The organism is Burkholderia sp. BCC1985 (assembly GCF_905339915.1).
Taxonomy (GTDB): Bacteria; Pseudomonadota; Gammaproteobacteria; order Burkholderiales; family Burkholderiaceae; genus Burkholderia.
Genome location: NZ_CAJPGY010000018.1, coordinates 136,202 through 159,199, shown reverse-complemented (window position 1 = coordinate 159,199; position 22,998 = coordinate 136,202). Strand labels below are relative to the sequence as shown.

Sequence of the window (22,998 nt, the reverse complement as noted above, 5' to 3'; positions counted from 1 at the left end):
GGCTGAAAGTGCCTCGCAATTAACATCCGCGTCACTCGAACAACACACACGCATAACTGGAGGAAGACATGCCGTTTGCACCGAAGCAGCTCGCCGCCGCGCTGGCGATCGTCCTGGGCACCGCCGCCGGCGCCGCCACCGCGCAGGTTCCGGCCGGGTATCCGGGTAACTACCAAGGTGTCGTGGACGCCGCGAAGAAGGAAGGCAAGCTGATCGTCTACTCGACGACCGACACGGGCCTCGTGCGCCCGCTGATCAAGGACTTCGAAAGCCTGTATGGCGTGAAGGTCGAGTACAACGACATGAACAGCACCGAGCTGTACAACCGCTACATCAGCGAGAACGCCGCGAGCAGCACCAGCGCCGACGTGCTGTGGAGCTCGGCGATGGACCTGCAGGTCAAGCTCGTCAACGACGGCCTGATGACGTCGTACGATTCGCCGGAAAGCGCGAACGTGCCGCAATGGGCGCAATACCAGAAGCAGGCATACGGCACGACGTTCGAGCCGCTCGCGATCGTCTACAACAAGCGGCTGATTCCCGAGAACGAGGTGCCGAAGACGCGCACCGACCTGATCAAGCTGCTCACGTCGCAACCCGACAAGTTCAAAGGCAAGCTGACGACGTACGACGTCGAGAAATCCGGCGTCGGCTTCAACGCGCTGACGCAGGACGCGCACCTGAACGAGAAGGTCACGTGGGAGCTCGTGAAGGCGATCGGCGCGACCGGTCCGAAGCTGCAGTCGAGCACCGGCGCGATGATGGAGCGCATCTCGTCGGGCGAGAACCTGATCGGCTACAACATCATCGGCTCGTATGCGTACGCGAAGGCGAAGAAGGACAAGTCGATCGGCTACGTATTCCCGAAGGACTACACACAAGTCGTGAGCCGCCTGGCCACGATCTCGAAGAAGGCGAAGAATCCGAACGCCGCGAAGCTGTGGGTCGACTACCTGCTGTCGAAGCGCGGCCAGACGCTGATCGCGAACCAGGCGAACCTGTACGCGATTCGCACGGACGTGACCGGCGAAACGTCGGCCGCGAGCCTCACGAAGGAACTCGGCGATTCGCTGAAGCCGATCCCGATCGGCACCGGCCTGCTCGTCTATCTGGACCAGTCGAAGCGGCTCGCGTTCCTGAAGCAATGGCAGCAGGCGATCAAGAGCTGATCCACTGATTCGCTGATCGGCTTCGGCCGACCGACGGCCGCCCGCCGCACGCCGCACGGGCGGCCCCCTTCCCCTTACCGACTTCCTAGAGGCGGCCATCCGGATGGCCGCAGGGGCGAACTCATGCTTTCAACCAGCACACGCGGAGCGGCGCCGGCCGTTCCGCCCACCACCGGCCAGGGCGGCGCGATTCCCGCGCTGCAGGTCAGCAACCTGCAGCCGCTCGCCGGCATGCTGCGCTGGATCGTCGTCGCGGTGCTCACCGTCGCGGTCGCGCTGCCGCTCGGCTTCATCCTGTTCCAGAGCCTGCTTTCCGCGCCGTTCTTCGACGCGAACAAGACGCTCGGCGTCGAAGGCTTCCGCTTCATCTTCACCGACCCGGACTTCTGGTCGGCCGTGAAGAACTCGTTCATCATCGCCGGCGGGATGCTGTTCATCTCGATCCCGCTCGGCGGCATCCTCGCGTTCCTGATGGTGCGCACCGACCTGCCCGGCCGTCGCTGGCTCGAGCCGCTGCTGCTCACGCCCGTGTTCGTGTCGCCGATGGTGCTCGCGTTCGGCTACGTGGTCGCGGCCGGCCCGGTCGGCTTCTATTCCGTGTGGTTCAAGGAACTGTTCGGGGTGCAGAACGTACCCTGGAACGTGTATTCGATCTTCGCGATCACGATGATCGTCGGCCTCACGCACGTGCCGCACGTGTACCTGTACTCGTCGGCCGCGCTGCGCAACCTCGGCTCGGACGTCGAGGAAGCGGCGCGCGTGACGGGGGCGCGGCCGTTCCGCGTCGCGCTCGACGTGAGCCTGCCGATGACGATGCCCGCGCTGCTGTTCGCCGGCGTGCTCGTGTTCTTCCTCGGCTTCGAGGTGTTCGGGCTGCCGCTCGTGCTCGGCGATCCGGAAGGCCACCTCGTGCTCGCGACCTACCTGTACAAGCTGACCAACAAGCTCGGCGTGCCGTCGTATCACCTGATGGCCGCGGTCGCGGTGTGCATCGTCGCGATCACGTTCCCGCTCGTGCTGCTGCAGCGCCGCCTGCTGAAGACCGCGAACCGCTTCGTCACGGTGAAGGGCAAGGCCGGCCGTGCGACGGTGCTGCCGCTCGGCGTATGGCGCTGGGTCGCGCTCGCGATCGTCGCGCTGTGGCTGATGCTGACGGTGATCGTGCCGATCTCGGGCATCGTGCTGCGCGCGTTCGTGAGCAACTGGGGCGAAGGCGTCGCGCTCGCCGAAGCGCTGACGCTGTCGAACTTCGTCGAGCTGTTCGAGCAGGACAACCTCGTTCGCGCGATCGTCAACACGCTCGGCATCGGCGTGATCGGCGGTGCGCTCGCGATCGGCTTCTACTCGCTCGTCGCCTTCGCCGGCCATCGCCGCAACGACTGGGCGACGAAACTGCTCGACTACCTCGTGCTGCTGCCGCGCGCGGTGCCGGGCCTGCTCGCCGGTCTCGCGTTCCTGTGGATCTTCCTGTTCGTGCCGGGCCTGCGCGAGCTGAAGAACTCGATGTGGAGCATCTGGATCGCATACACGGTCGTGTGGCTCGCATACGGGATGCGGCTCATCCAGAGCGCGCTGCTGCAGGTCGGCCCGGAACTCGAGGAAGCCGGCCGCAGCGTCGGCGCGACGCGCAGCCGCGTGTCGCTCGACGTGACGCTGCCGCTCGTGCGCTTCGGCCTGCTCGCCGCGTGGCTGCTGATCTTCATGATCTTCGAGCGCGAATACTCGACCGCCGTCTATCTGCTGTCGCCCGGCACCGAAGTGATCGGCGCGCTGCTCGTGTCGCTATGGGCGACCGGCGCCGTCGACCAGGTTGCCGCGCTCTCTGTCATCAACATCGCGATGGTCGGCGCCGGTCTCGGCGTGGCCCTGCGCTTCGGAGTGAAACTTCATGGATAAGCTCATCGTCGACGACCTGCATCTCAGCTATGGCGCCAACCCGATCCTCAAGGGCGTGTCGTTCGAACTGAAGGCCGGCGAAGTCGTGTGCCTGCTCGGCGCGTCGGGCAGCGGCAAGACCACGCTGCTGCGCGCGGTGGCCGGCCTCGAACAGCCGTCCGACGGGCGCATCCAGCTCGACGACCGCGTGTTCTTCGACGGCGCGCGGCACGTCGACCTGCCGGTCGAACAGCGTTCGCTCGGCCTCGTGTTCCAGTCGTACGCGCTGTGGCCGCACCGCACCGTCGCCGACAACGTCGGCTACGGGCTCAAGCTGCGCCGCGTGGCACCGGCCGAACAGAAGCGCCGCGTGCAGACCGCGCTCGACCAGCTCGGCCTCGGCCATCTCGCCGAGCGCTTTCCGCATCAGCTGTCGGGCGGCCAGCAGCAGCGTGTCGCGATCGCGCGTGCGCTCGTCTACAACCCGCCGGTGATCCTGCTCGACGAGCCGCTGTCGAACCTCGACGCGAAGCTGCGCGAGGAAGCGCGTGCGTGGCTGCGCGAGCTGATCGTGTCGCTCGGGCTGTCGGCGCTCTGCGTGACGCACGACCAGACCGAAGCGATGGCGATGTCCGACCGCATCCTGCTGCTGCGCAACGGCCGCATCGAACAGGAAGGCACGCCGGCCGAGCTGTACGGCGCGCCGCGCTCGCTGTACACGGCCGAATTCATGGGCAGCAACAACCGCATCGACGCGCGCGTCGCGGCCGTCGACGGCGAACGCGTGACGCTCGCCGGCGACGGCTGGGAGCTGCAGGCGCTCGCCCGCGACACGTTCGCGCCGGGCCAGGACGCGCAGGCCGTGATCCGCCTCGAACGCGTGCAGGTCGCCGACGGCCCGGGCGCGAACCGGCTGCAGGCCGACCTCGTCACGTCGATGTATCTCGGCGACCGCTGGGAATACCTGTTCCATTGCGGCGAGATGCGCCTGCGCGCGTTCGGCCACGTGCCGCGCGCGGCCGGCAAGCACTGGATCGAATTCCCGACCAACGACTGCTGGGCGTTCGCGAAAGCGGGCTGAACCGCTTCGCGGCGGCTCGTGTGCCGCCGCGCGTGCATTCAACATGCTTTTGCGACTCGAATCGGCGGACGCTTCATGGCGTCCGCCGATGGCGCACCGAGTACGCGTTTTCCGTTTCGACCAACCCACAACAACCAAGGAGACACCGTCAAAATGAAGTCACGTGCAGAACGTTCTATTCGAACAGTAGTCCTCACCAGTTCAGCCGCGGCAGTAGCCTCTCTCGCGGCGCCGGCCGCGCACGCGCAGTCGTCGGTCACGATCTACGGGATCATGGACGCCGGCATCGAATACACGAACCATGCGGCACCGGATGGCGGCAATTCGTTCAAGCTGAAGTCGGGCAACAAGAACACGTCGCGCTGGGGCTTGCGCGGCGTCGAGGATCTCGGCGGCGGGTTGAAGGCCGTGTTTCGCCTCGAAAGCGGCATCGATCTCGCGAATGGCGCGTCCGACGACGGCCCCGACTCGATCTTCGCGCGCCGTGCGACGGTGGGCCTGAAAGGCAAATGGGGCGAGCTGACGCTTGGCCGCAACTTCACCGTCACGTACGACTACATGATGCCGTTCGACCCGATGGGTTACTCGCAAAACTATTCGTGGGCGTCGTCGTCGATGGCGACCGGCGGGCGCAAGGACGGCATGTTCACGCGCTCGTCGAATGCGGTGCGTTACGACGGTGAATTCAGCGGCTTCAAGTTCGGCGCGCTGTATGGCTTCGGCAACGTGCCGGGCAGCGTGAAGACCAGCTCGAAATACGACTTCGCGCTCGGCTACGAGACCGGCCCGTTCGCGGCGGTGCTCACGTTCGACCGGCAGAACGGCGCGGCCGACAGCGTCACGCCGGCCGATACCGTCAACTACATCCAGGGGATTCACGCGGGCCTGAGCTACGACTTCGGCAACCTGAAGACGATGGCCGGCTATCGCAACTACAAGCGCACGTTTCGCACCGCGGCGGCGAACCAGCTGAGCGATATGTACTGGCTCGGCGGGTCGTACCAGTTCACGCCGACGTTCTCGCTGATCGCGGCCGTCTATCACCAGAACATCAAGGGCGGCACGGATGCCGACCCGACGCTGGTATCGGTTCGGGCGCAATACGCGCTGTCGAAGCGCACGGTGCTGTACGCGGCCGGCGCGTTCGCGATCGCGAAACACGACCAGAAGGTCGGCGTGTCGCGCGATTTCGCCGGGTATGGCACGACGCAGGTCGGCGTGACGGCGGGGATTCAGCAGCGGTTCTGAGTGTGACGACGCGGGCGGCGGGTGACTTTCATGTCGCGCCGCCCGTTGTCGGTACGCACCACCGCCCGTCTTCGCACTGCACGTTCGCATTCGTCGAACGGCTCAACGCGACGGTGGACGCCCGGCTGCCGATGGTGCGCGCACCGATCGCGTCACGTCCACGGCCTGCGGACGGTCAATCGCCGCGCATCGTGAATACCGGGCGCACCCGACTGTTCGCATCGCCCCAGTGCTCGCCGACCGCCGACAGCAGCACCGTGCGCGTTTCGAGCGTCAGCCCCGCCGGGCCTGCCGCGTCGAATACGCCGCGCACCGAAGCCAGCAACCCCGGCAGCGACACGCTGCCAATACCGCTGCCCAGCAATTCGATCGCGGTGGCACGCAATACGGCGCCCGGCAGCAGCACGTCCGCGCCGCCGATCGAGCCGATCTGCACGAAGCGCAACCGACGGCCGTCGGGCGTCGCCTTCGCGGCGGAAATCAGCAGTGCGAGCGCGCTCGCCCCCCAAAGATAGTCGAGCACGACGTCCACACCCGCGCGGAAATGCGGTTCGAGCGCGCGGGCCAGATGCGCGTCGTCCTGTTGAAGCGACACGACGGCGTCTGCACCGGCGTTCAGCAACGCGTCCAGCGCGGCCGCGTTGCGGCCCGTCGCGATCACCTTCGCGGCGCCCAGATGCTTTGCGATCCGCACCGCGAGCCCGCCCGAGGCGCCCGTCGCGCCGTTGACCAGCACCGTCTCGCCCGCGACCAGCCGCGCGCGCTCGGTCAGCGCCGCCCAGGACGACATGCCGGGAATTGCGATAGCGGCGGCCGTCACGTCGTCGAGGTTGTCCGGCAGCGGCACGCACTGCGCGTCGGGCACGATCGTGCGTTCGGCCATCGCACCGAACGGCGCGGGCGCGCCGAAGAAATAGACGCGCCGGCCGTCGTCGCCGCGCCCCACGCCGTCGACGCCGACGACGAACGGATAGCCGCCGCCGGACGAATAGTGCGTGCCCGCCGCGCGCGCCTGCGCAAGACGGCTCAACGCGGACGCCGTCACGTCGATCAGACGGTGGCCGGGTATCGCATGCGGCGCTTCGAACTCCATATGAACGGGGCGCTCGCCGGCGCCCGTCACGACTGCTGCTTTCATGCCGACTCCTTGATTGATGGATCTCGATCGACGGTTCCGTCGTGTATCAGCGTGCGTCGAGCCACGCGCGCAGTGCTGGATCGCGCACTTCCAGCACGTCGAACAGGCCGAGCGCACGCAGCGCGGGCAATGCGTCGAGCGCGTCGGCTTCGGCACGGGCGCGCTCGGCGGGCGCCGCATCCGGATCGGTCAGCACGCGCGCATTGACCAGGAGCGCGCCGACGGTGCCCTTGCGGATCGTCGTTCCGCCGGCCTCGATCCGGTCGGCATGGTCGGGAAGCATCTGTTCGGCTCGCATCGCGTGGTACTCCGGTTGTCATCGATGGACGCAGTTTAGGCGTGCGCAGCCGGCCGATCTCCGGTATAACAGTCATTCGATACTGAAATCCGGCCATGACCGATCCACTCCTGCCCGTCCGATTCGTCACGTCCGACGACGGCCCGTTCGTCGTCGCCGCCGTGCTGTCGCAGCGCGACCCGCGCATCACGCCGCCGCATGCGCACGCGCGCGGCCAGCTCGTCGGCGCACTGAGCGGCGTGGTGTCGATCGGCCTCGACGACCAGGACTGGGTCGTACCGGCGATTCATGCGATCTGGATTCCGCCGCATTGCCGGCATTCGCTGCGCTCGTTCGGGCCGATTTCCGGATGGTCGGCGTTCGTCGCCGAAGCGCGGTGCGCGGGGTTGCCTGACGCGCCGCGCGCGATCCGCACCACGCCGCTGCTGCGCGAAGCAGTGCAGCGCGCGGCAAGCTGGGGCGATGCGGAACTCGATGCCGCGCAGGCGCGCATTGCCGACGTGATCCTCGACGAGATCGCGTCGTCGGAGGTCGAAGCACTGGGGCTGGTGCGGCCGCAGGATCCGCGGCTCATGAAGATCACCGATGCGCTCGCCACGAACCTCGCGAACAACCGGCGACTGGAGGAATGGGCAGCATGGGCCGGCATCGGTGCCCGGACGATGAGCCGCCGCTTCGTCGCCGAGACAGGGCTGACGTTCGCGCAGTGGCGTCAGCAGGCACGGCTGCTGCGGGCGCTGGAGAAAATCGCCGACGGCGTGCCGGTCACGACGATCGCGCTCGATCTCGGGTATGACAACGTGAGCGCGTTCATCGACATGTTCCGGCGGGCGACGGGGACGACGCCGGGAAGGTATATGGAAGCGGGACGACGTCGAGAGCAATAGGTGCGACCACAAGCAGGCATCGAGCAGAACGGCGGAAGGCAGTCGAAAACCGCCGGCCGCCGCTTCGTCAATGTATGCCGCCGCGCATTTTCGTTACGCCGTGCCGCGATCCGAAACCGATCTTCCCGGTTTCGCCATTCCGTCTTGGCTTGGACTACCGTCGACCAGCCCGTTTCGCCTCATACGCGATCCGGTTTACGGCACCCTTTGATTGCCACTGATTGCCAGCGTGCTCGTTTCCAGTGCAGCGACGCCGTGACCATCGGGTACATGGAGTCGCCCCTGCAACATACTGCTCTTTTGCCGGGTAGCCGGGGGAGTAACCGCCTTCGCCGCATTGATCAGTGTTTGTACATCACCGTTCCATTTGGGTAGTAACGCTGGCGGTAATGGCAATACCTTGTCCAAGTTGGGAAGTTTCAAGCGCCCGTCGTAACGCTTCAAGACATCGGCAATTTTGCTATAGCGCTGAGCACGCGCTTTGTCGATATGACCGACCAGGTTCGTTCCATTTTCGAGATCCATGCCGTCGAATTCCGGAACAAGGCTATCGGCACACTTGGCACTCCCCAGCTTTACACCCTCATGCAAGACGTTCAGCGCACGGTGCTTTGCCTCGGGTGAATTGGGGCGCGCGTAAATCAGACTCAGCTTCTCGGCAGCATCTCCATATCCTTGTGCAAAGGCACACTCAAGCATCTTGGTTCCCACCGACTGGTTGGCCCAAAACCCCTCGCTGGGGTTATCGTAAGCTGCTGCCAGCTTATATCCCAGAAACGCCATTGCTGCCGGACTGCCCATATCTGCGGCCCTCTGAAAGAACGCGTAGGCGCTCGTGGCATCCCCTCCGTTGACCACACCATTAAGGTGATAGGTGCCCATCCTGTCGTATGCGTCAGGAATGTCGAGCCTCATGGCCTTCTCGACCCATTGAATTGCGACTTCCGGGTTGTGTTCCGGTACACCGGGACGATTACTCAAAATCAGCGACGCCAGATTCAGCATCGACTTCCAATGGTTTCTGCCAGCCGCCTGCAGGTAGAGCTGATAAACCTTTGAGTAGTCGATGTTGTCGGCAGGCAGGGTCGGGTCGTCCAATGTCAACGCTTGCTGAAACCACATCTCCGATTGCGTATCTACAGGGGGCATCCGTTGTGCCTCATATACGCAGATGAAGTCTTTTCGATGTGGGTCGAAGAGCGGAAGTTTTTCGTAACGTGGCAGATCGGACATAGCCGTGGTCAGCTTATTACCGAGAGGAGTCAGGATACCTGCATGCGCTGCCGTTACAAGCAGCAAAGCAGAAAGCGCAACACGCAACGCACCAATTAAAAATTTCATGCGAAGTCCAGTTAGGCAACATCTCCATTCGGAACCGAAATTGAACCGTACAAAGTCGTGGTTGAGCGATGGTCCACAAACGGCGACAACAAGCTCGAGATCGAACAGATTGTCGACGAACACATCGGGATGCTGGGCTTCCACACCGTATGTCGACAGCACTTATTCCGGGAAATCCTTCTGATTGAACGTCACGATCACGCTGGCGTTGCAACGGATCGCGGCAGCGAGCATGTGTCGATCTCCCGCATCCGGCAAGGTTAGCCCTTCAATCAGCGCTTCATGCATCGTAGACCGCCGTGAATGGCGAACTCGTCATTCGTAGCCCATCCCGTGTTCCTGCGCCAGTCGGCTCAATTCATCCATCGCGGCCGCGCTCGCCTGATCGCGCTCGGTTTTGTAGCGCATCAAATCGGAAAATCGCACGCGGCGATGCTTGCCAGTCTTGTGATGCGGCAGCGCATTCGATTCAAGCAGCTTGATCAAATGCGGGCGAGAAACGTTGAGCAGATCGGCAGCTTCCTGCGTCGTCAGTTCCGCATGGACCGGCACGACCTTGACGGCATTGCCGTCGGCCAACTCGGCGAGGATATCGACCAGCAAACGTAATGCGGAAGTCGGAAGCTCGACCTGATGTGCGCGATTCTCGTCATCGAAAATCTGGATGCGTTGTATTTCCGTTCGCGTGGCCAGATACGCTGCGAGCGCGCGCTGCCCTTCGACAGCCGCCCGCATCTCACGCTCGACGGGCAAGATCGTCTCGGCCATCGTGGAATGAGGCATCGCGCGCTCCAAGGAGGTTTGTTGATGGCGCGATTTTATTCGAAACAATCGAAACTCGCAACAAACGAAACAGAATGCGTCCCTTATAAAAGATCCCGTCCGCTTCGCTCAATACGTCCCATCCCCCTTCTTCACCGCGCCCCCACCGTTCCCCTTGAACTGCGCCGCCAACCGCTCCGCACTCCGCGCCAGCAACGTCGTATCGACCCCCACCGCAACAAACAACGCCCCCGCTTCCAGATACCGCCGCGCCGCCGCCTCATCCGCGCTGAGAATGCCCGGCGCCTTGCCTGCCGCCTTGATCGCCCGGATCGCGCCGTCGATCGCCGCCTGCACGTCCGGATGCCCCGGATTGCCGAGGTGCCCGAGATCGGCCGCCAGATCGGCCGGCCCGATGAACACGCCATCGACGCCGTCCACCCGTGCAATCGCATCGATCGCGTCGAGCCCGGCACGCGTCTCGACCTGCACGAGCACGGCCATCTCGTCGTTCGCGCGATGCAGGTAATCGCCGACGCGGTTCCACCGCGACGCGCGCGCGAGCGCACTGCCGACGCCGCGGATCCCGTGCGGCGGATAACGCGTCGCGGCCACCGCCGCGCGCGCTTCGTCGGCGCTCTGCACCATCGGCACGAGCAACGTCTGCGCGCCGAGATCGAGCACCTGCTTGACGATCACCGGATCGTTCCACGGCACGCGCACGACCGGCTGCGACGGATACGGCGCGATCGCCTGCAACTGTGCGAGGATCGTCGGCACCGTGTTCGGCGCATGTTCGCCGTCGATCAGCAGCCAGTCGAAACCGGCGCCCGCGACGACTTCGGCGCTGTACGGATTCGCGAGGCCGAGCCACAACCCGACCTGCGCGTCGCCACGCGTGAGCGCGGCCTTGAAGACATTCGACGGAATCTGCATCGCTCGCTCACCTCACGCGAAATAGCACTGGATCGTCCCGAGCGGGCCATAGTCGACGCTGAACGTGTCGCCCGAGCGCGCCGCGCACGGCCGCGTGAACGAGCCGCCGAGCACGACCTGCCCCGGCTCCAGCGCGACGTCGAAGCGCGACAGCCGATTCGCCAGCCACGCGACGCCATTGGCCGGATGGTTCAGCACGCCGGCCGCGACGCCCGTTTCCTCGACCACGCCGTTGCGCGACATGATCGCCGCGACCCAGCGCAGGTCGACGTCCTGCGGCCGCACCGGCCGCCCGCCGATCACGACGCCCGCGTTCGCCGCGTTGTCGGCGATCGTGTCGAACACCTTGCGCGGCCGCTTCGTATCGGGGTCGATCGACTGGCTGCGCGCGTCGATGATCTCGAGCGCGGGCACCACGTAATCGACCGCGTCGTACACGTCGAAGATCGTGCAGTTCGGGCCGGTGAGCCGCTTGCCGAGCACGAACGCGAGTTCGACCTCGACGCGCGGCACGATGAAGCGCCCGGCCGGGATCGTGCCGCCGTCGTCGAAGAACATGTCGTCGAGCAGCGCGCCGTAATCGGGCTCGTCGATCTGCGACGTGTTCTGCATCGCCTTCGACGTGAGGCCGATCTTGTGCCCCTTGAGCGTGCGGCCTTCCGCGAGCTTGAGGGCGACCCACGCGCGCTGGATCGCATACGCGTCGTCGATCGTGATGTCGGGATGGTCGAGCGAGATCTGGCGGATCTGCTTGCGTTCGCGCTCGGCGTCGTGCAGACGCTGCGCGAGCTGGTCGATGATGGCGGGTTCGAGCATGGTCGGATCGGGAATGGGGTTCAGCCGGCCCGCTTGTAGCGGGCGTGAATGTTGTTGTGCTTGTACGAGCCGCTTTCGCTGAACTCGGTCAGCTCCATCGACAGCGCGAGATAGCGCTTCGCGTACAGCTCCGCGAAATGCGCCTTGATCGCATCGAACAGCGCGTCGCACGCGGCCTGCTTGGTCTCGTCGCTGCGGCCCGAGCCGATCTTCAGCGTCACGTGGACGAACGCGTCGTCCTCCGTGCCGTCGGCGACGCAGTAATCCTGCAGCTCGATCGCGCGCGAGCGGATGCCGCCGGTCGGAAACACGCCGCCCTGCGCGATCAGCGTCGCGTTGATCGTGCGCAGCAGCGCGGGAATGCGCGCGTCGTCGCGGATGTTCGCGGTGTATTCGACGACGATGTGTGGCATGGCAACGCTCCGGATAAGTGATGCGGCGCTCAGGCGAGCGGGAAGATCGCGTTGATCTGCCCGGTGCCCGAGCTCGCGAAATAGTCGGTGACGATCTCGACCGGCTTGTCGTAACGATCCCAGCCGAGCAGGCCGAGCAGCATCGCCGTGTCGTGCATGCCGCCTTCGCCGTGACAATGCGTGTTGTACTCGGGCAGCATCGCGCAGAAGGTCTTGAAATCGCCCTGCTTCCACAGCTCGACCACGCGCAGGTCGACCTGCCGGAAGAACTCGCGGCTGATCTCGTGAATCGATTCCTCCGGGCTGCCGTTGTCGTTGAAGCGATGCGACAGCGAGCCGCTCGCGAGGAACGCGACGTTCGAATCGCTCTTTTCGATCGCCTCGAGCAGCGCCTCGCCGAAGCGCCGGCTTTCGTCGAGCTGATGCCACATGCACCAGCCCGCGATCGACACGACCTTGAAGTGCTGGTCGCCGTTCATGTAGCGCATCGGCACGAGCGTGCCGTATTCGAGTTCGAGGCTGTCGATCTCGTGTGCGCGCGTCGCGATACCGCGTGCGCTGGCCGTCTCCGCGATCAGGCGGCCGAGTGCCGGGTTGCCCGGATACGCGTACTGCATGTCGCGAATGAAGTGCGGCAGCTCGTTGCTGGTATACGTACCCGCGAACCGCGCATTGCAGTTCACGTGATAGCCGGCGTTGACGAGCCAGTGCACGTCCGACACGACGATCGTATCGACGCCGAGCGCGCGGCAGCGCTCGCCGATCAGCTGGTGGCCGCGGATCGCCGCTTCGCGGCAGCCGTGATGCCTGCCGGGCAACTCCGACAGGTACATCGACGGCACGTGCGTGATCTTCGCGGCGAGGGACAGTTTGCCCATCGTTCAAGTCTCCGTATCGTTCGTTCTTGCTGGCAGCGCCACGACCCGCGCCCGTCACACGCCCCAGCGGGGAATGTGATGCGAACCCATCGAGATGCACACGTTCTTGATCTCCGCGAACACCTCGAAGCTGTACTCGCCGCCTTCGCGCCCGGTGCCCGACTCCTTCACGCCACCGAACGGCTGGCGCAGGTCGCGCACGTTCTGGCTGTTCACGAACACCATCCCGGCCTCGATGCCGCGCGCGAGGCGATGCACCTTGCCGACGTCCTGCGTCCAGATGTACGACGCGAGCCCGTAGGACGTGTCGTTCGCAAGCCGCAGCCCTTCCTCCTCGTTCTCGAACGGAATCAGGCACGCGACCGGCCCGAAGATCTCTTCCTGCGCGATGCGCATCCGGTTGTCGACGTCGGCGAACACGGTCGGGCGCACGAAATTGCCGTTGCGCAGATGGTCGGCAAGGCCGGCCGGCTTGTCCGCACCGCCTGCCACCACGCGCGCGCCTTCCTGCTCGCCGATCCGGATGTAGCCGGTCACCTTCTCCCAGTGCTGGCGCGTGATCATCGCGCCGAGCTGCGTCGCCTGATCGGACGGATCGCCGACCACCAGGTTGTTCGCACGGCGCGCGAATTCCTGCACGAAGCGGTCGTAGATCGTGCGCTGCACGAAGATCCGCGAGCCCGCGGTACAGCGCTCGCCGTTGATCGAGAAGATCGTGAACAGCGACGCGTCGAGCGCGCGGTCGAAATCGGCATCGTCGAAAATCAGCACGGGCGACTTGCCGCCGAGCTCCATCGAGTATTTCTTCAGGCCCGCGCGCTCCATGATGCGCTTGCCCGTGACCGTGCCGCCCGTGAACGACACCGCGCGCACGTCCGGATGGCGCACCAGCGCGTCGCCGGCCGTCGCGCCGTATCCCTGCACGACGTTCAGCACGCCCGCCGGAATGCCGGCTTCGAGCGCGAGCCGGCCGAGCTGGTCGGCCGTCAGCGGCGACAGCTCCGACATCTTCAGCACGGCCGTGTTGCCGAGCGCGAGACACGGCGCCGTCTTCCACGTCGCGGTCATGAACGGCACGTTCCACGGCGACACCAGCGCGCACACGCCGACCGGCTGGTACAGCGTGTAGTTCAGCATCTGGTCGTCGACCGGATACGTGCGGCCGTTCATCTGCACGCACACTTCCGCGAAGAAGTTGAAGTTCTCGGACGCGCGCGGAATCAGCTGCTTGCTCGTCTGCGCGATCGGCAGGCCGGTGTCCTGCGTCTCGAGCGCGGCGAGCATCGGCACGTTCTTCTCGATCAGCTCGCCGAGCTTGCGCATCAGCTTCGCGCGCTCCTTCGCGGGCGTGTTCGCCCACTTCGGGAATGCGTCCTTCGCCGCGCGCACGGCCGCGTCGACTTCGGCCTCGCCGGCCGACGCGACGTCGGTGATCGCGTCGCCCGTCGCGGGATTCAGCGTCGTGAAGGTCTCGCGGCTCTCGACCTCACGGCCGCCGATCCAGTGCTTGATGGTCATGTGCTCTCCTTGGGCGACGGGCTCAGCCGGCGCGATAGTAGTCTGCTTCGCCGACGATCGTGTTCACGAGCCGGCCGATTCCTTCGATTTCGGTCACCACCTCGTCGCCCGGCTTCGTGTCGGCCAGCCCTTCCGGCGTGCCGGTCAGGATCAGGTCGCCCGGCGAGAGCGTCATGAAACTGCTGATGTGCTCGATCAGTGCGGGCACGTCGAAGATCATGTCGCGCGTGCTACCGCGCTGCGTCTCCCGGCCGTTCACCGTCGTGCGCAGCGTCAGGTCGCCCGCGTCGCCGATCTCGTCGCGGCTGACGAACCACGGCCCGAGCGGCGTGCAGGTGTCGCGGTTCTTCACGCGCAGGTTCGGGCGGTAGTAGTTTTCGAGGTAATCGCGGATCGCGTAGTCGTTCGCGACCGTGTAGCCGGCGACGTGGTCGAGCGCCTGCGCGCGGCTCACGTTGCGCGCCGGGCGGCCGATCACGACGGCCAGCTCGCACTCGTAGTGCATGTGCGTCGCGTCCGCCGGGCGCACGGTGCGCGAGCGGTGACCGATGAACGTGTTCGGCCCCTTCAGGAAGATCAGCGGCTCGCTCGGCGCCTTGAACGCGAGTTCCTTCGCGTGGTCCGCGTAGTTGAGGCCGAGCGCGAACGTCGTGCGCGGCGCGACGGGCGGCAGCCACGTCACCACGTCCTCGGCGACCACGCGGCCCGTGTCGAGGCGGATCGCGCCGTCGCCGGCCGGTTCGGCCGCATGCAGTGCGCCGTTGTAGATCACGCGCGCCGTCTTCATCGTGCTTCCTCCGCAATCAGCGTATGCCGCAACGTGCCGATGCCGGCGGCGGTAATCTCGATCGTGCTGCCCGCGCGGGCACGCGGTGCGCCACCCGCGACGCCGAGCAGCAGCACGTCGCCCGTGTCGAACGACATGAACGCCGTCACGTCGGCGATCAGTTCCCGCACCGGGCGGATCAGCGTGGCGGTCGACGCGGACACCACGGCATCGCCGTCGATCCGCACGGTCAGGCCGATCGCGTCGACATCGCCGAGCGCGGCCGCCGGCACGATCGCCGGGCCCAGCGGGCAGAAGCCGTCGCGACACTTGAAGCGCACGGCCGGACGGTAGTAATCGGGATGCGGAACCGACACGTCGCTCGCGAGCGTGAAGCCGTGCACGTAATCGAGCGCCTGCGCGGCCGGCACGCGCGTCGCGCGCCGCGAGAACACGACGGCCAGCGACGCGCCGATCTCCAGCGCGTCGACGCCCGCGGGCACCACGACGGCCGCGCCATCGGCCGCATGCGTGTTGGCCGGTTTGATGTAAAGGATCGGCGCCTGCGGCGGACGACCGTAAGGCGGTGCGTGCACGGCATCGCCGAGCGCGTCGAGTGCGGCGCGCTCGTTGAGCAGCGCACCGTAGACGGTACCGATGGCGACCGGCAGCGGCGGCGCCGCGGCGGTCCTGCAAGACAGCTCCATGCGTCATTCCCCTGCCGCGCGTCGCGGCGCATCGTCAATAGTTAACATCTTAAGTAAACAATCGGACGCTGGCAACCGCGATTACCCTGATACATGAAATTCAGCACCGTCGGCTGTTAAGATTGATGCGTCCCCGTCCATTCCCCACCCCCGATGAACCGTACGCTCGACCATCGCAACCTGGCCATGCTGCTGCTCGAGGCCCGCGAAACGCTGATGGGCCTGTTCCGCCCCATTCTCAAGGAATTCGCGCTGACCGAACAGCAATGGCGGATCATCCGCGTGCTCGACGGCGAGCCGGCGAATGCGCTCGAAGCGGGACAGATCGCGCGCCGCTGCTGCATCCTCAGCCCGAGCCTCACCGGCGTGCTGGAACGGATGGAGCGCGACGGCCTGATTACGCGCACACGCGCGCAGGAAGATCAGCGCCGGCTGCTGGTGAGCCTGACGCCGCAAAGCAGGAAGCTGGTGACCGAAATCGGCCCGCGCATCGACGAGCAGTATCGCCAGCTCGAAGCGCGTTTCGGCCAGGACGGCCTGGACGACATCTACCGCGCGCTCGACCGGCTGATCGAACTCGGCAGCGCGTCGTAGGGCCTGCCGCGGCCGGACCGCGGCGAGCGGCGGCGGGCGAACCCGAACCCGGGAACCGGCAAGCCGCTGATCGCGCGGGCCGTCAGTGCAGCGCCCCGCGCATCAGTTGGGTCACCGCGACGCCGCGGGACGTGCGCATGCATTCCTCGACGTAATCGATGAACGGCAGCGGCTCGAAATCGATTTCGTCGCGCACGCGGCGGTTGTCGAACACGCGATCGACCGTCGCGAACTCCGCGCCACGCTGCAACGCCCGGCCGATCACGCGCTCGAGCGCCGGATCGGACCGCCCGAGCACGTCGCGCACCACGAGCGGCAGGTCGGCCGGCGCGCACGCGGCGTAACGCGGCGCGCCCGTCATGCCGGCCGCCTCGTCCATCGCACGCACGATCTGCGCGACCTGCGGCGCCTCGTCGCCGGCCGACACGTGGTACACGTCGTGCATCAGCGTCGGCTTCACGGCCAGCAGCATCGTCGCGCGTGCGACGTCGTCGACCGACACGATGTCGATGCGCGTCATCGGCCGTGCCGTGAAGCGGCGCGCCGCGTGCGCGACGCGGAACATCCAGAACGAATTCGGCGCGGGCCGCGTGCCGAGCACCGTGTGACCGACGACGTGCGACGGACGCACGACGACGAGCGGCAGCCCGAGCGCGCGCAGGCGCTGCTCCGTTTCCGCCTTCGCCTGCAGGTAGCCGGCCGCGAGCACCGCGCCGTGCAGCCCGTCGCCGGCCTGCGCCGCGTCGCTCGCCGCCGCACCCGCCATTTCCTCGTAAACGATCCCGCCGCGGCCCGCATGCGCGTAAGCGGTGCCGACGTACACGAAACGCTGCAGTTGCGGTGCGTGCGCGAACCGCTCGGCAAAGCGCAGCGAATCGGCGAGATCAGCCCGCAGATGCGAACCGTCGGCCGGCGACGCGTGGCCTGCGCAGTGAATCACGTGCGTCGCGCCGGCGAGACGCGGCGCGTCGGCGCCCTGCCACACGTCGCCGAGTGTACCGACGACCACGTTCGCGTCGCCGAGACGCGATGCCCAGTACGGCGCGAGCCCTGCGCGCAGCGCCGCTTCACGCAAACGCGCGACCGCGTGGCCGCGATTCCCGGCGCGCACGACACACACGATGCGCTCGAGCAAGCCTGCGTTGACGAGCGCCGCCAGCACGGTACTGCCGATGAAGCCGGTGGCGCCGGTGAGCACCAGCCGCCCGACGTTGGCCGCCGCGACCGGCGCGCTGGCCGGCGACACGAGGCTCGTGCGCCAGTTGAGCGACAACGCGGTTTTCCAGATCAGCACGATAGTCTCCTTCGAAGAATCGGCCGGACGGCGCGGCAGCCCCGGATCGCGGCGCTGCGCACGGCGGTCGGCCGGGCCGGGGCCGACGCTCGCCCCGGCAGTCCCGACCGGCTGCGGCCCGCGATCGCGTCGATCGCGTCTCTGACACGAGGCGGCGGCTTGCCACGGACGGGCCGTCCGCGGCGCAGGATCGGGAAAATCCAAGTGTGGGGCCGGATCGTCCGCAAGTCTGTCCTGAAAGTTTCGTGAAAGTGTGTGGATTTGTGCACGAATGTCGGGGTGTGTCGTGCCGGCCGGGTCGTCAACTCGGTGAAACGCCCGGTCGGGCAGCTTGCGACGGAGGTTCGCCGGCGTGCTGCGGGCCAGCGCTTCGGCGCGACACATCGACGCGCCCCGGCCTAGTCATCGCATATCCCGGGCCGACCCGGAGCGAGGCCGCGGCACGCAGATCGCGGTGTCGTCTGCGTCTGCACGCGGGGCCGGAATCCGCGCGTATCGTCAGACGTCCTTTCATCCGAGACACCAATAGACACAATGCGGATTTATTGAGGATTATCGCTTGCGTTTCACTGCAGTCTATCTAGACTATCCAAACCAAATCGGTCGAATGTGTCATTTTCTACTTTCCAGGAGACGTTCCAATGCGCCTCACTATCCGGATTAATGGCAGCGAATCGGCAACCCGGCACTCGTACGCGGTGTTGTGGGTCGATACCGACGAGCGGCTGTGGTCGCGCGAGGCACACCAGGGCATCGATCTCCCGGCCTGGGGCAAGGTTCGGGACGTGGAAGGCGCGATGGCCCTCTGCGCCGCCGACAGCGGGAATGCCGTGTGCCAGTTGAAGGGCCTGTCGTTCAGCGCGATGCAGCGCGAACAAGGTCCCGCGGTGCTCGCCGGCGAGCACCCCGACGGCGCGTGGCGCCTGCAGGCGGTCGATCGCTCCACGGCGGAGCCGGAATACCACGAATTCATTTCCGTCGCGCGATAGGTATTTTTGACGGCAATCCTCTGCGGTTTTCGGGTTTATTCCGGTTTCCGTGATATTCATTTCGATATTCAGAAATAACGGCGCCTCCCTTCGAGGCGTTTTTATTTTTCCGTCCCGAAAATAATCGGGGCCGGGTTGATTGAATCGCGTCCGCGGTCACGACCCGCCGCGCCATTCCGATTCGTCGGCGACATCGGGCAATGCCCGCGCCGCCGTCCCCGCCTTCGTCCCCGCCTTCGTCCCCGCCTTCGTCCCCGCCTTCATCCCGCCTTTTCCGCCCGAAGCCCGGTCGCCGACGCGCGTCTTTTACGGGGCCGAAGCACAGTTTCCCCACACGACGTTTACTCATTTATTACAATCACATTATTCCGACTGACTTGCCGCCGTCCGGCGGCCCGACCCGGCCCTTGCATGCGCGTGAAAAAGAAGACCCACCCCGCCGATCCGTACGCCGCCGCGACCAAGCACCCGATGCTCGCGTCGCGCTTGCCGATGTGGCGCTCGAAGCTGGTCGTGATCATGGTGTCCCTCGGTTTCGCCGCGCTTATCGGACGCGCGTTCTGGGTGCAGGTCGCGAACCAGGATTTCTATGTCGGTGAGGGCCAGAAGCGCTACCAGCGCACGATCGAGCTCGACGCGATGCGCGGGCGCATCGTCGACCGCAACGGCGCGATGCTCGCGGTCAGCCTGTCGACCTATGAAATCTGGGCGAATCCGAAACAGGTCGCCGAAATCGACTATCCGCAGATCGCGAAGCTGCTCGACATGCCGCTCGCGGAGGTGAAGCGCCGCCTGCGCAACGACCGTACGTTCGTGCTGCTCAAGCGGCAGATCGACGCCGAGACCGCAAGCCGGCTCGGCAAGCTCGAAATCGACGGCATCACGCAGATCGCCGATTCGAAGCGCTTCTATCCGGAGGGCGAATCGGCCGCGCACGTGGTCGGCTTCACCAACGTCGAGGACAAGGGCCAGGAAGGCGTCGAGCTCGCGGCGAACGGGCGGCTGTCGGGTACGTCCGGGCAGCGCGAGGTGATCCGCGACCGGCTCGGCCGCATCGTGTCCGACACGCGCCCGCTCGTGCCCGCGCAGCACGGCGCGACGATCGAACTGACGATCGACCGGCGGATCCAGCAACTCGCGTTCAGCCAGCTCAAGGCCGCGGTGCTCGAGAACAACGCGGTGGCCGGCAGCGTCGTCGTGCTCGACGCGCAGAACGGCGAAATCCTTGCGCTCGCGAACTATCCGACCTTCGACCCGAACGACCGTGCACGCCTCACGGGCCAGCAGCTGCGCAACCGTGCGGTGATCGACACGTTCGAGCCGGGCTCGACGATCAAGCCGCTCGTCGTCGCGCTGTCGATCGACGAGCGCAAGGTCACGCCGAACACGATCATCAACACGTCGCCGGGCACCTACAAGATCGGCCCGGCCGTGATCCACGACACGTCGAACCACGGCTCGCTGACCGTCTCGCAGGCACTGCAGAAGTCGAGCAACGTCGCGCTCGCGAAGCTGGCGCTGAACCTGCCCGCCGAAACGATCTGGAACAAGTACCAGGAATACGGGATCGGCCGCGCGCCGGAACTGACGTTCCCGGGCGTCGCGTCGGGCCGCCTGCGCGGCTACAAGCGCTGGCGGCCGATCGAGCAGGCGACGATGGCGTACGGCTACGGGCTGTCGATGTCGCTGCTGCAGATCGCGCAGACCTACACCGCCTATGCGGGCGACGGCACGCTGCACCCGGTGTCGCTGCTGAGGAACGGCTCCGACCCGCAGACGATCGAGGCCCATCGCGGCCATCGCGTGACGTCGCCGCAGACCGCGGCGGCGATCCGTTCGATGCTCGAGTCGGTCGTCGGCGAAGGCGGCACGGGGCGCCGCGCGCGCGTCGACGGCTACCGGATCGGCGGCAAGACGGGCACGGCGCGCAAGCAGGTCGGCGCAACCTATGCGAAGGGCAAGTACCGCGCCCTGTTCGCGGGGATGGCGCCGATGAGCAACCCCCGCCTGATCGTCGCGGTGATGATCGACGAGCCGCGCGGCAAGGGTTATTACGGCGGCACGGTGGCCGGCCCGGTGTTCTCGTCGGTCACGAGCGGCTCGCTGCAGCTGCTCGGCGTGCCGCCGGACGCGCCGGTCGAGCCGACGCCGAATGCGCCGCTCAAGGCTGCCGTGCCGCAAAAGACGGTCGCGGCGCCGAAGGCCGCCGTGCAACCGAAGACGGCAGCCGGGCAACAGGCGTCGGCACCTGTGAAAACGGCCGCGCAAGCCGGCGCGGCCGTACAGACGAAGGCGGCGGGCTGAAGCCGCCTGGGCGTTGGTGGAGTCGCCGGGGCGTGGCGCGGCGCCGCACAGGTCGGCTGACCGATCGAGATCGGCTGTTCGCTACGTAGAACCCGCCGCACGCGCCGTTCCGAGAGGCCGGCGCAATCCTGTAATCCCGGCGATCCGCGCAGTCGCGGCGATCCTATCGATCCTATCGATCCGAGCGATCCTAGCGATCCGAGCGATCCCGGCCGCTAACCATCAATGCGCGGCCGCCACCGGCTTCGCCATCCTGCCGAGCACGTGCTCGGTCATCCCGCGCGCGAGTTCGCTCTCGCCCATGAACACGGTGCCGATGCCCTCGCTCGACAGCAAGTCGGCCTCGTCGCTGCTGTTCGTGCACAGCACGACCTCCAGCGCCGGATTGAGCGTGCGCGAGATCTCGACGATCTGCCGCACGTCGAATACGTCCGGCAGCGTGACGACCAGCATCCCGGCGCGCGCGATATGCGCCTGCACGAGCACGATCGGCTCGATCGCGTCGCCCGACACGGCCGCGACGCCGTCCGCGCGCAGCTTCTCGACGAGCTCGCGATTCTGCTCGACGACGACATAGGCGATCCCGCGCTCGTCCAGCGCATGCGCGATCCGCGTGCCGACCTTGCCGTAGCCGACAATCACGACCTGGCCGGTCAGGTGCGTCTGCGGCGTCGACATCGGCAGCGCGGCGAGCGGATCGTCGCGTGCCTCGAGCTTGCGCGCGAACGCCGAATGCTTGCGGATCCATGCGAGCGCCGGATCGATCATCGCGAACAGCAGCGTGTTCATCGCGATCGAGATCAGCGCGACCGCGAGAATCAGGCTTTGCCCCTCGGCCGACAGCAGCCCGAGCGCACGGCCGAGCCCCGCGAGGATGAACGAGAACTCGCCGATCTGGGCGAGACCGGCGCCGACCGTCAGCGCGGTGTTCAGCGGATAGCGGAACGCGATCACGAGCGCGACCGCCGCGAGCGTCTTGCCGATCAGCACGATCGCCGCGACCTCGATCACATGCAGCGGCTCGGCGAGCAGCACTTTCGGGTCGAACAGCATCCCGACCGAAATGAAGAACAACACCGAGAACGCGTCGCGCAGCGGCAGCGTCTCGTCGGCGGCACGCCGGCTGAACTCCGACTCGCGCATCATCATCCCGGCGAAGAACGCGCCGAGCGCGAACGACACGTCGAACAGCTTTGCCGCGCCGAACGCGATGCCGACCGCCGCGGCGATCATGCACAGCGTGAACAGTTCGCGCGAACCGGTACGGGCGACGAGCCACAGGATGCGCGGGAACACGCGCTTGCCGACCACGAGCATCAGCGCGATGAACGCGGCGACCTTCAGCATCGTGACGCCGAGCGTGCCCCACACGCTGCCGCCGGCCGCGTGCGCGTCGCCGGGCGGCGTGCCGCCGAGCAGCCCCGCGACGGGCGGCAGCAGCACGAGCACGAGCACCATCACGAGATCCTCGACGACGAGCCAGCCGACCGCGATCCGTCCGTTGACGGTCTCGACGAGCCCGCGCCCCTCGAGCGCCCGCAACAGCACGACCGTGCTCGCGACCGACAGCGCGAGCCCGAACACGAGCGCCGCGCCGAGGCTCCAGCCCCAGGTGAGCGCGAGCCCGCCGCCGAGCAGCGTCGCGACGGTAATCTGGACGACGGCCCCCGGCAGCGCGATCTTGCGCACCGCGAGCAGGTCGCCGAGCGAAAAATGGAGGCCGACGCCGAACATCAGCAGCATCACGCCGACTTCCGCGAGCTGCTGCGCGAGCGACAGGTCGCCGACGAAACCGGGCGTGCCGGGGCCGATCACGATCCCGGCGAGCAGATAGCCGACGAGCGGCGGCATTTTCAGCAGCGACGCGAGGTAACCGAAGATCATCGCGAGACCGAAACCGGCCGCGAGCAACGCAATCAGGCTGATGTCATGAGGCATCCCCCCTCCCGAGTTCTTGTAACTATTTAGTAAGGTTCAAGAATGG

The 22,998-nt window shown here is 66.4% G+C and carries 21 protein-coding genes and 1 pseudogene; 8 read left to right on the top strand and 14 right to left on the bottom strand.

The genetic code is table 11. The annotated features are described in order from the left end of the window. Nucleotides 1-68 precede the first annotated feature (68 nt). The 4 genes from U4Z31_RS20390 to U4Z31_RS20375 all read left to right on the top strand — a co-directional run bounded on the left by U4Z31_RS20390 (nucleotide 69) and on the right by U4Z31_RS20375 (nucleotide 5,373). Complete coding sequence (locus U4Z31_RS20390) at nucleotides 69-1,169, top strand: ABC transporter substrate-binding protein (RefSeq protein ID WP_044842979.1); 1,101 nt, start codon at nucleotides 69-71, stop codon at nucleotides 1,167-1,169. A gap of 123 nt (nucleotides 1,170-1,292) precedes the next feature. Further along, nucleotides 1,293-3,065, top strand: a complete 1,773-nt coding sequence (locus tag U4Z31_RS20385; RefSeq protein WP_321811231.1) for an iron ABC transporter permease — start codon at nucleotides 1,293-1,295, stop codon at nucleotides 3,063-3,065. After that, nucleotides 3,058-4,125, top strand: a complete 1,068-nt coding sequence (locus U4Z31_RS20380; protein ID WP_059450179.1) for an ABC transporter ATP-binding protein — start codon at nucleotides 3,058-3,060, stop codon at nucleotides 4,123-4,125. Before U4Z31_RS20385 ends, U4Z31_RS20380 begins: the two co-directional genes overlap by 8 nt. A gap of 153 nt (nucleotides 4,126-4,278) precedes the next feature. Next, a complete protein-coding gene (locus U4Z31_RS20375) occupies nucleotides 4,279-5,373 on the top strand; it encodes a porin (RefSeq protein WP_321811230.1) in 1,095 nt (364 codons plus the stop codon). A 175-nt stretch (nucleotides 5,374-5,548) separates the two neighbouring features. Here U4Z31_RS20375 and U4Z31_RS20370 read toward each other — a convergent pair whose 3' ends face one another. Beyond that, a complete protein-coding gene (locus U4Z31_RS20370; RefSeq protein ID WP_321811229.1) occupies nucleotides 5,549-6,511 on the bottom strand; it encodes a zinc-binding alcohol dehydrogenase family protein in 963 nt (320 codons plus the stop codon). 46 nt (nucleotides 6,512-6,557) lie between these two features. Beyond that, nucleotides 6,558-6,809 (bottom strand): hypothetical protein, encoded by a 252-nt coding sequence (locus U4Z31_RS20365; protein ID WP_321811228.1) that lies wholly within the window; start codon nucleotides 6,807-6,809, stop codon nucleotides 6,558-6,560. Nucleotides 6,810-6,904: 95 nt separating this feature from the next. Between U4Z31_RS20365 and U4Z31_RS20360 the strand changes: the two genes are divergently transcribed. Next, the gene (locus U4Z31_RS20360; RefSeq protein WP_321811227.1) at nucleotides 6,905-7,696 is read left to right on the top strand and encodes a helix-turn-helix transcriptional regulator; all 792 of its coding nucleotides are present in this window, start codon (nucleotides 6,905-6,907) and stop codon (nucleotides 7,694-7,696) included. Between the two features lie 195 nt (nucleotides 7,697-7,891). Here U4Z31_RS20360 and U4Z31_RS20355 read toward each other — a convergent pair whose 3' ends face one another. The 10 genes and pseudogenes from U4Z31_RS20355 to U4Z31_RS20310 all read right to left on the bottom strand — a co-directional run bounded on the left by U4Z31_RS20355 (nucleotide 7,892) and on the right by U4Z31_RS20310 (nucleotide 15,833). Further along, a complete protein-coding gene (locus U4Z31_RS20355; RefSeq protein WP_321811243.1) occupies nucleotides 7,892-8,929 on the bottom strand; it encodes a DUF6396 domain-containing protein in 1,038 nt (345 codons plus the stop codon). Between the two features lie 186 nt (nucleotides 8,930-9,115). Continuing rightward, a pseudogene (locus U4Z31_RS20350) lies at nucleotides 9,116-9,322 on the bottom strand (PIN domain-containing protein); the annotation flags it as partial. 30 nt (nucleotides 9,323-9,352) lie between these two features. After that, the gene (locus U4Z31_RS20345) at nucleotides 9,353-9,820 is read right to left on the bottom strand and encodes a helix-turn-helix domain-containing protein (protein WP_321811226.1); all 468 of its coding nucleotides are present in this window, start codon (nucleotides 9,818-9,820) and stop codon (nucleotides 9,353-9,355) included. Nucleotides 9,821-9,928: 108 nt separating this feature from the next. Beyond that, the gene (gene hpaI / locus U4Z31_RS20340) at nucleotides 9,929-10,735 is read right to left on the bottom strand and encodes a 4-hydroxy-2-oxoheptanedioate aldolase (RefSeq protein ID WP_321811225.1); all 807 of its coding nucleotides are present in this window, start codon (nucleotides 10,733-10,735) and stop codon (nucleotides 9,929-9,931) included. A gap of 12 nt (nucleotides 10,736-10,747) precedes the next feature. Further along, the gene (gene hpaH / locus U4Z31_RS20335) at nucleotides 10,748-11,551 is read right to left on the bottom strand and encodes a 2-oxo-hept-4-ene-1,7-dioate hydratase (protein ID WP_124484945.1); all 804 of its coding nucleotides are present in this window, start codon (nucleotides 11,549-11,551) and stop codon (nucleotides 10,748-10,750) included. A 20-nt stretch (nucleotides 11,552-11,571) separates the two neighbouring features. Beyond that, nucleotides 11,572-11,964, bottom strand: a complete 393-nt coding sequence (locus U4Z31_RS20330) for a 5-carboxymethyl-2-hydroxymuconate Delta-isomerase (RefSeq protein ID WP_044842970.1) — start codon at nucleotides 11,962-11,964, stop codon at nucleotides 11,572-11,574. 29 nt (nucleotides 11,965-11,993) lie between these two features. Beyond that, entirely contained in the window at nucleotides 11,994-12,842 is an 849-nt protein-coding gene (gene hpaD / locus U4Z31_RS20325) for a 3,4-dihydroxyphenylacetate 2,3-dioxygenase (protein WP_321811224.1), read from the bottom strand. 54 nt (nucleotides 12,843-12,896) lie between these two features. Continuing rightward, complete coding sequence (gene hpaE / locus U4Z31_RS20320; RefSeq protein WP_124665823.1) at nucleotides 12,897-14,360, bottom strand: 5-carboxymethyl-2-hydroxymuconate semialdehyde dehydrogenase; 1,464 nt, start codon at nucleotides 14,358-14,360, stop codon at nucleotides 12,897-12,899. 22 nt (nucleotides 14,361-14,382) lie between these two features. Then, nucleotides 14,383-15,147 carry a fumarylacetoacetate hydrolase family protein gene (locus U4Z31_RS20315; RefSeq protein WP_124665822.1) on the bottom strand — a complete coding sequence of 255 codons (765 nt, stop codon included), beginning with the start codon at nucleotides 15,145-15,147 and terminating at the stop codon, nucleotides 14,383-14,385. After that, nucleotides 15,144-15,833, bottom strand: coding sequence for a fumarylacetoacetate hydrolase family protein (locus U4Z31_RS20310; RefSeq protein WP_321811223.1), 690 nt, complete (start codon nucleotides 15,831-15,833; stop codon nucleotides 15,144-15,146). The genes U4Z31_RS20315 and U4Z31_RS20310 overlap by 4 nt, the downstream gene beginning before the upstream one ends. A gap of 153 nt (nucleotides 15,834-15,986) precedes the next feature. Here U4Z31_RS20310 and hpaR point away from each other — a divergent pair, with 153 nt between their 5' ends. Further along, nucleotides 15,987-16,427: a homoprotocatechuate degradation operon regulator HpaR gene (gene hpaR / locus U4Z31_RS20305; RefSeq protein ID WP_124665820.1), complete on the top strand. Its 441-nt coding sequence runs from the start codon at nucleotides 15,987-15,989 to the stop codon at nucleotides 16,425-16,427. A gap of 82 nt (nucleotides 16,428-16,509) precedes the next feature. Here the strand turns inward: hpaR and U4Z31_RS20300 are convergent, their stop codons facing one another. Further along, on the bottom strand, nucleotides 16,510-17,721 hold the full coding sequence (locus U4Z31_RS20300; RefSeq protein WP_321811222.1) for an SDR family oxidoreductase: 1,212 nt from the start codon (nucleotides 17,719-17,721) through the stop codon (nucleotides 16,510-16,512). A 641-nt stretch (nucleotides 17,722-18,362) separates the two neighbouring features. Between U4Z31_RS20300 and U4Z31_RS20295 the strand changes: the two genes are divergently transcribed. Together U4Z31_RS20295 and U4Z31_RS20290 are read left to right on the top strand one after the other, a co-directional pair. After that, nucleotides 18,363-18,710 (top strand): DUF3564 family protein, encoded by a 348-nt coding sequence (locus U4Z31_RS20295; RefSeq protein WP_044842963.1) that lies wholly within the window; start codon nucleotides 18,363-18,365, stop codon nucleotides 18,708-18,710. A gap of 411 nt (nucleotides 18,711-19,121) precedes the next feature. Then, complete coding sequence (locus U4Z31_RS20290) at nucleotides 19,122-21,014, top strand: peptidoglycan D,D-transpeptidase FtsI family protein (protein ID WP_321811221.1); 1,893 nt, start codon at nucleotides 19,122-19,124, stop codon at nucleotides 21,012-21,014. A 222-nt stretch (nucleotides 21,015-21,236) separates the two neighbouring features. Here the strand turns inward: U4Z31_RS20290 and U4Z31_RS20285 are convergent, their stop codons facing one another. Next, nucleotides 21,237-22,952, bottom strand: coding sequence for a cation:proton antiporter (locus U4Z31_RS20285; RefSeq protein WP_321811220.1), 1,716 nt, complete (start codon nucleotides 22,950-22,952; stop codon nucleotides 21,237-21,239). Nucleotides 22,953-22,998 lie beyond the last annotated feature (46 nt).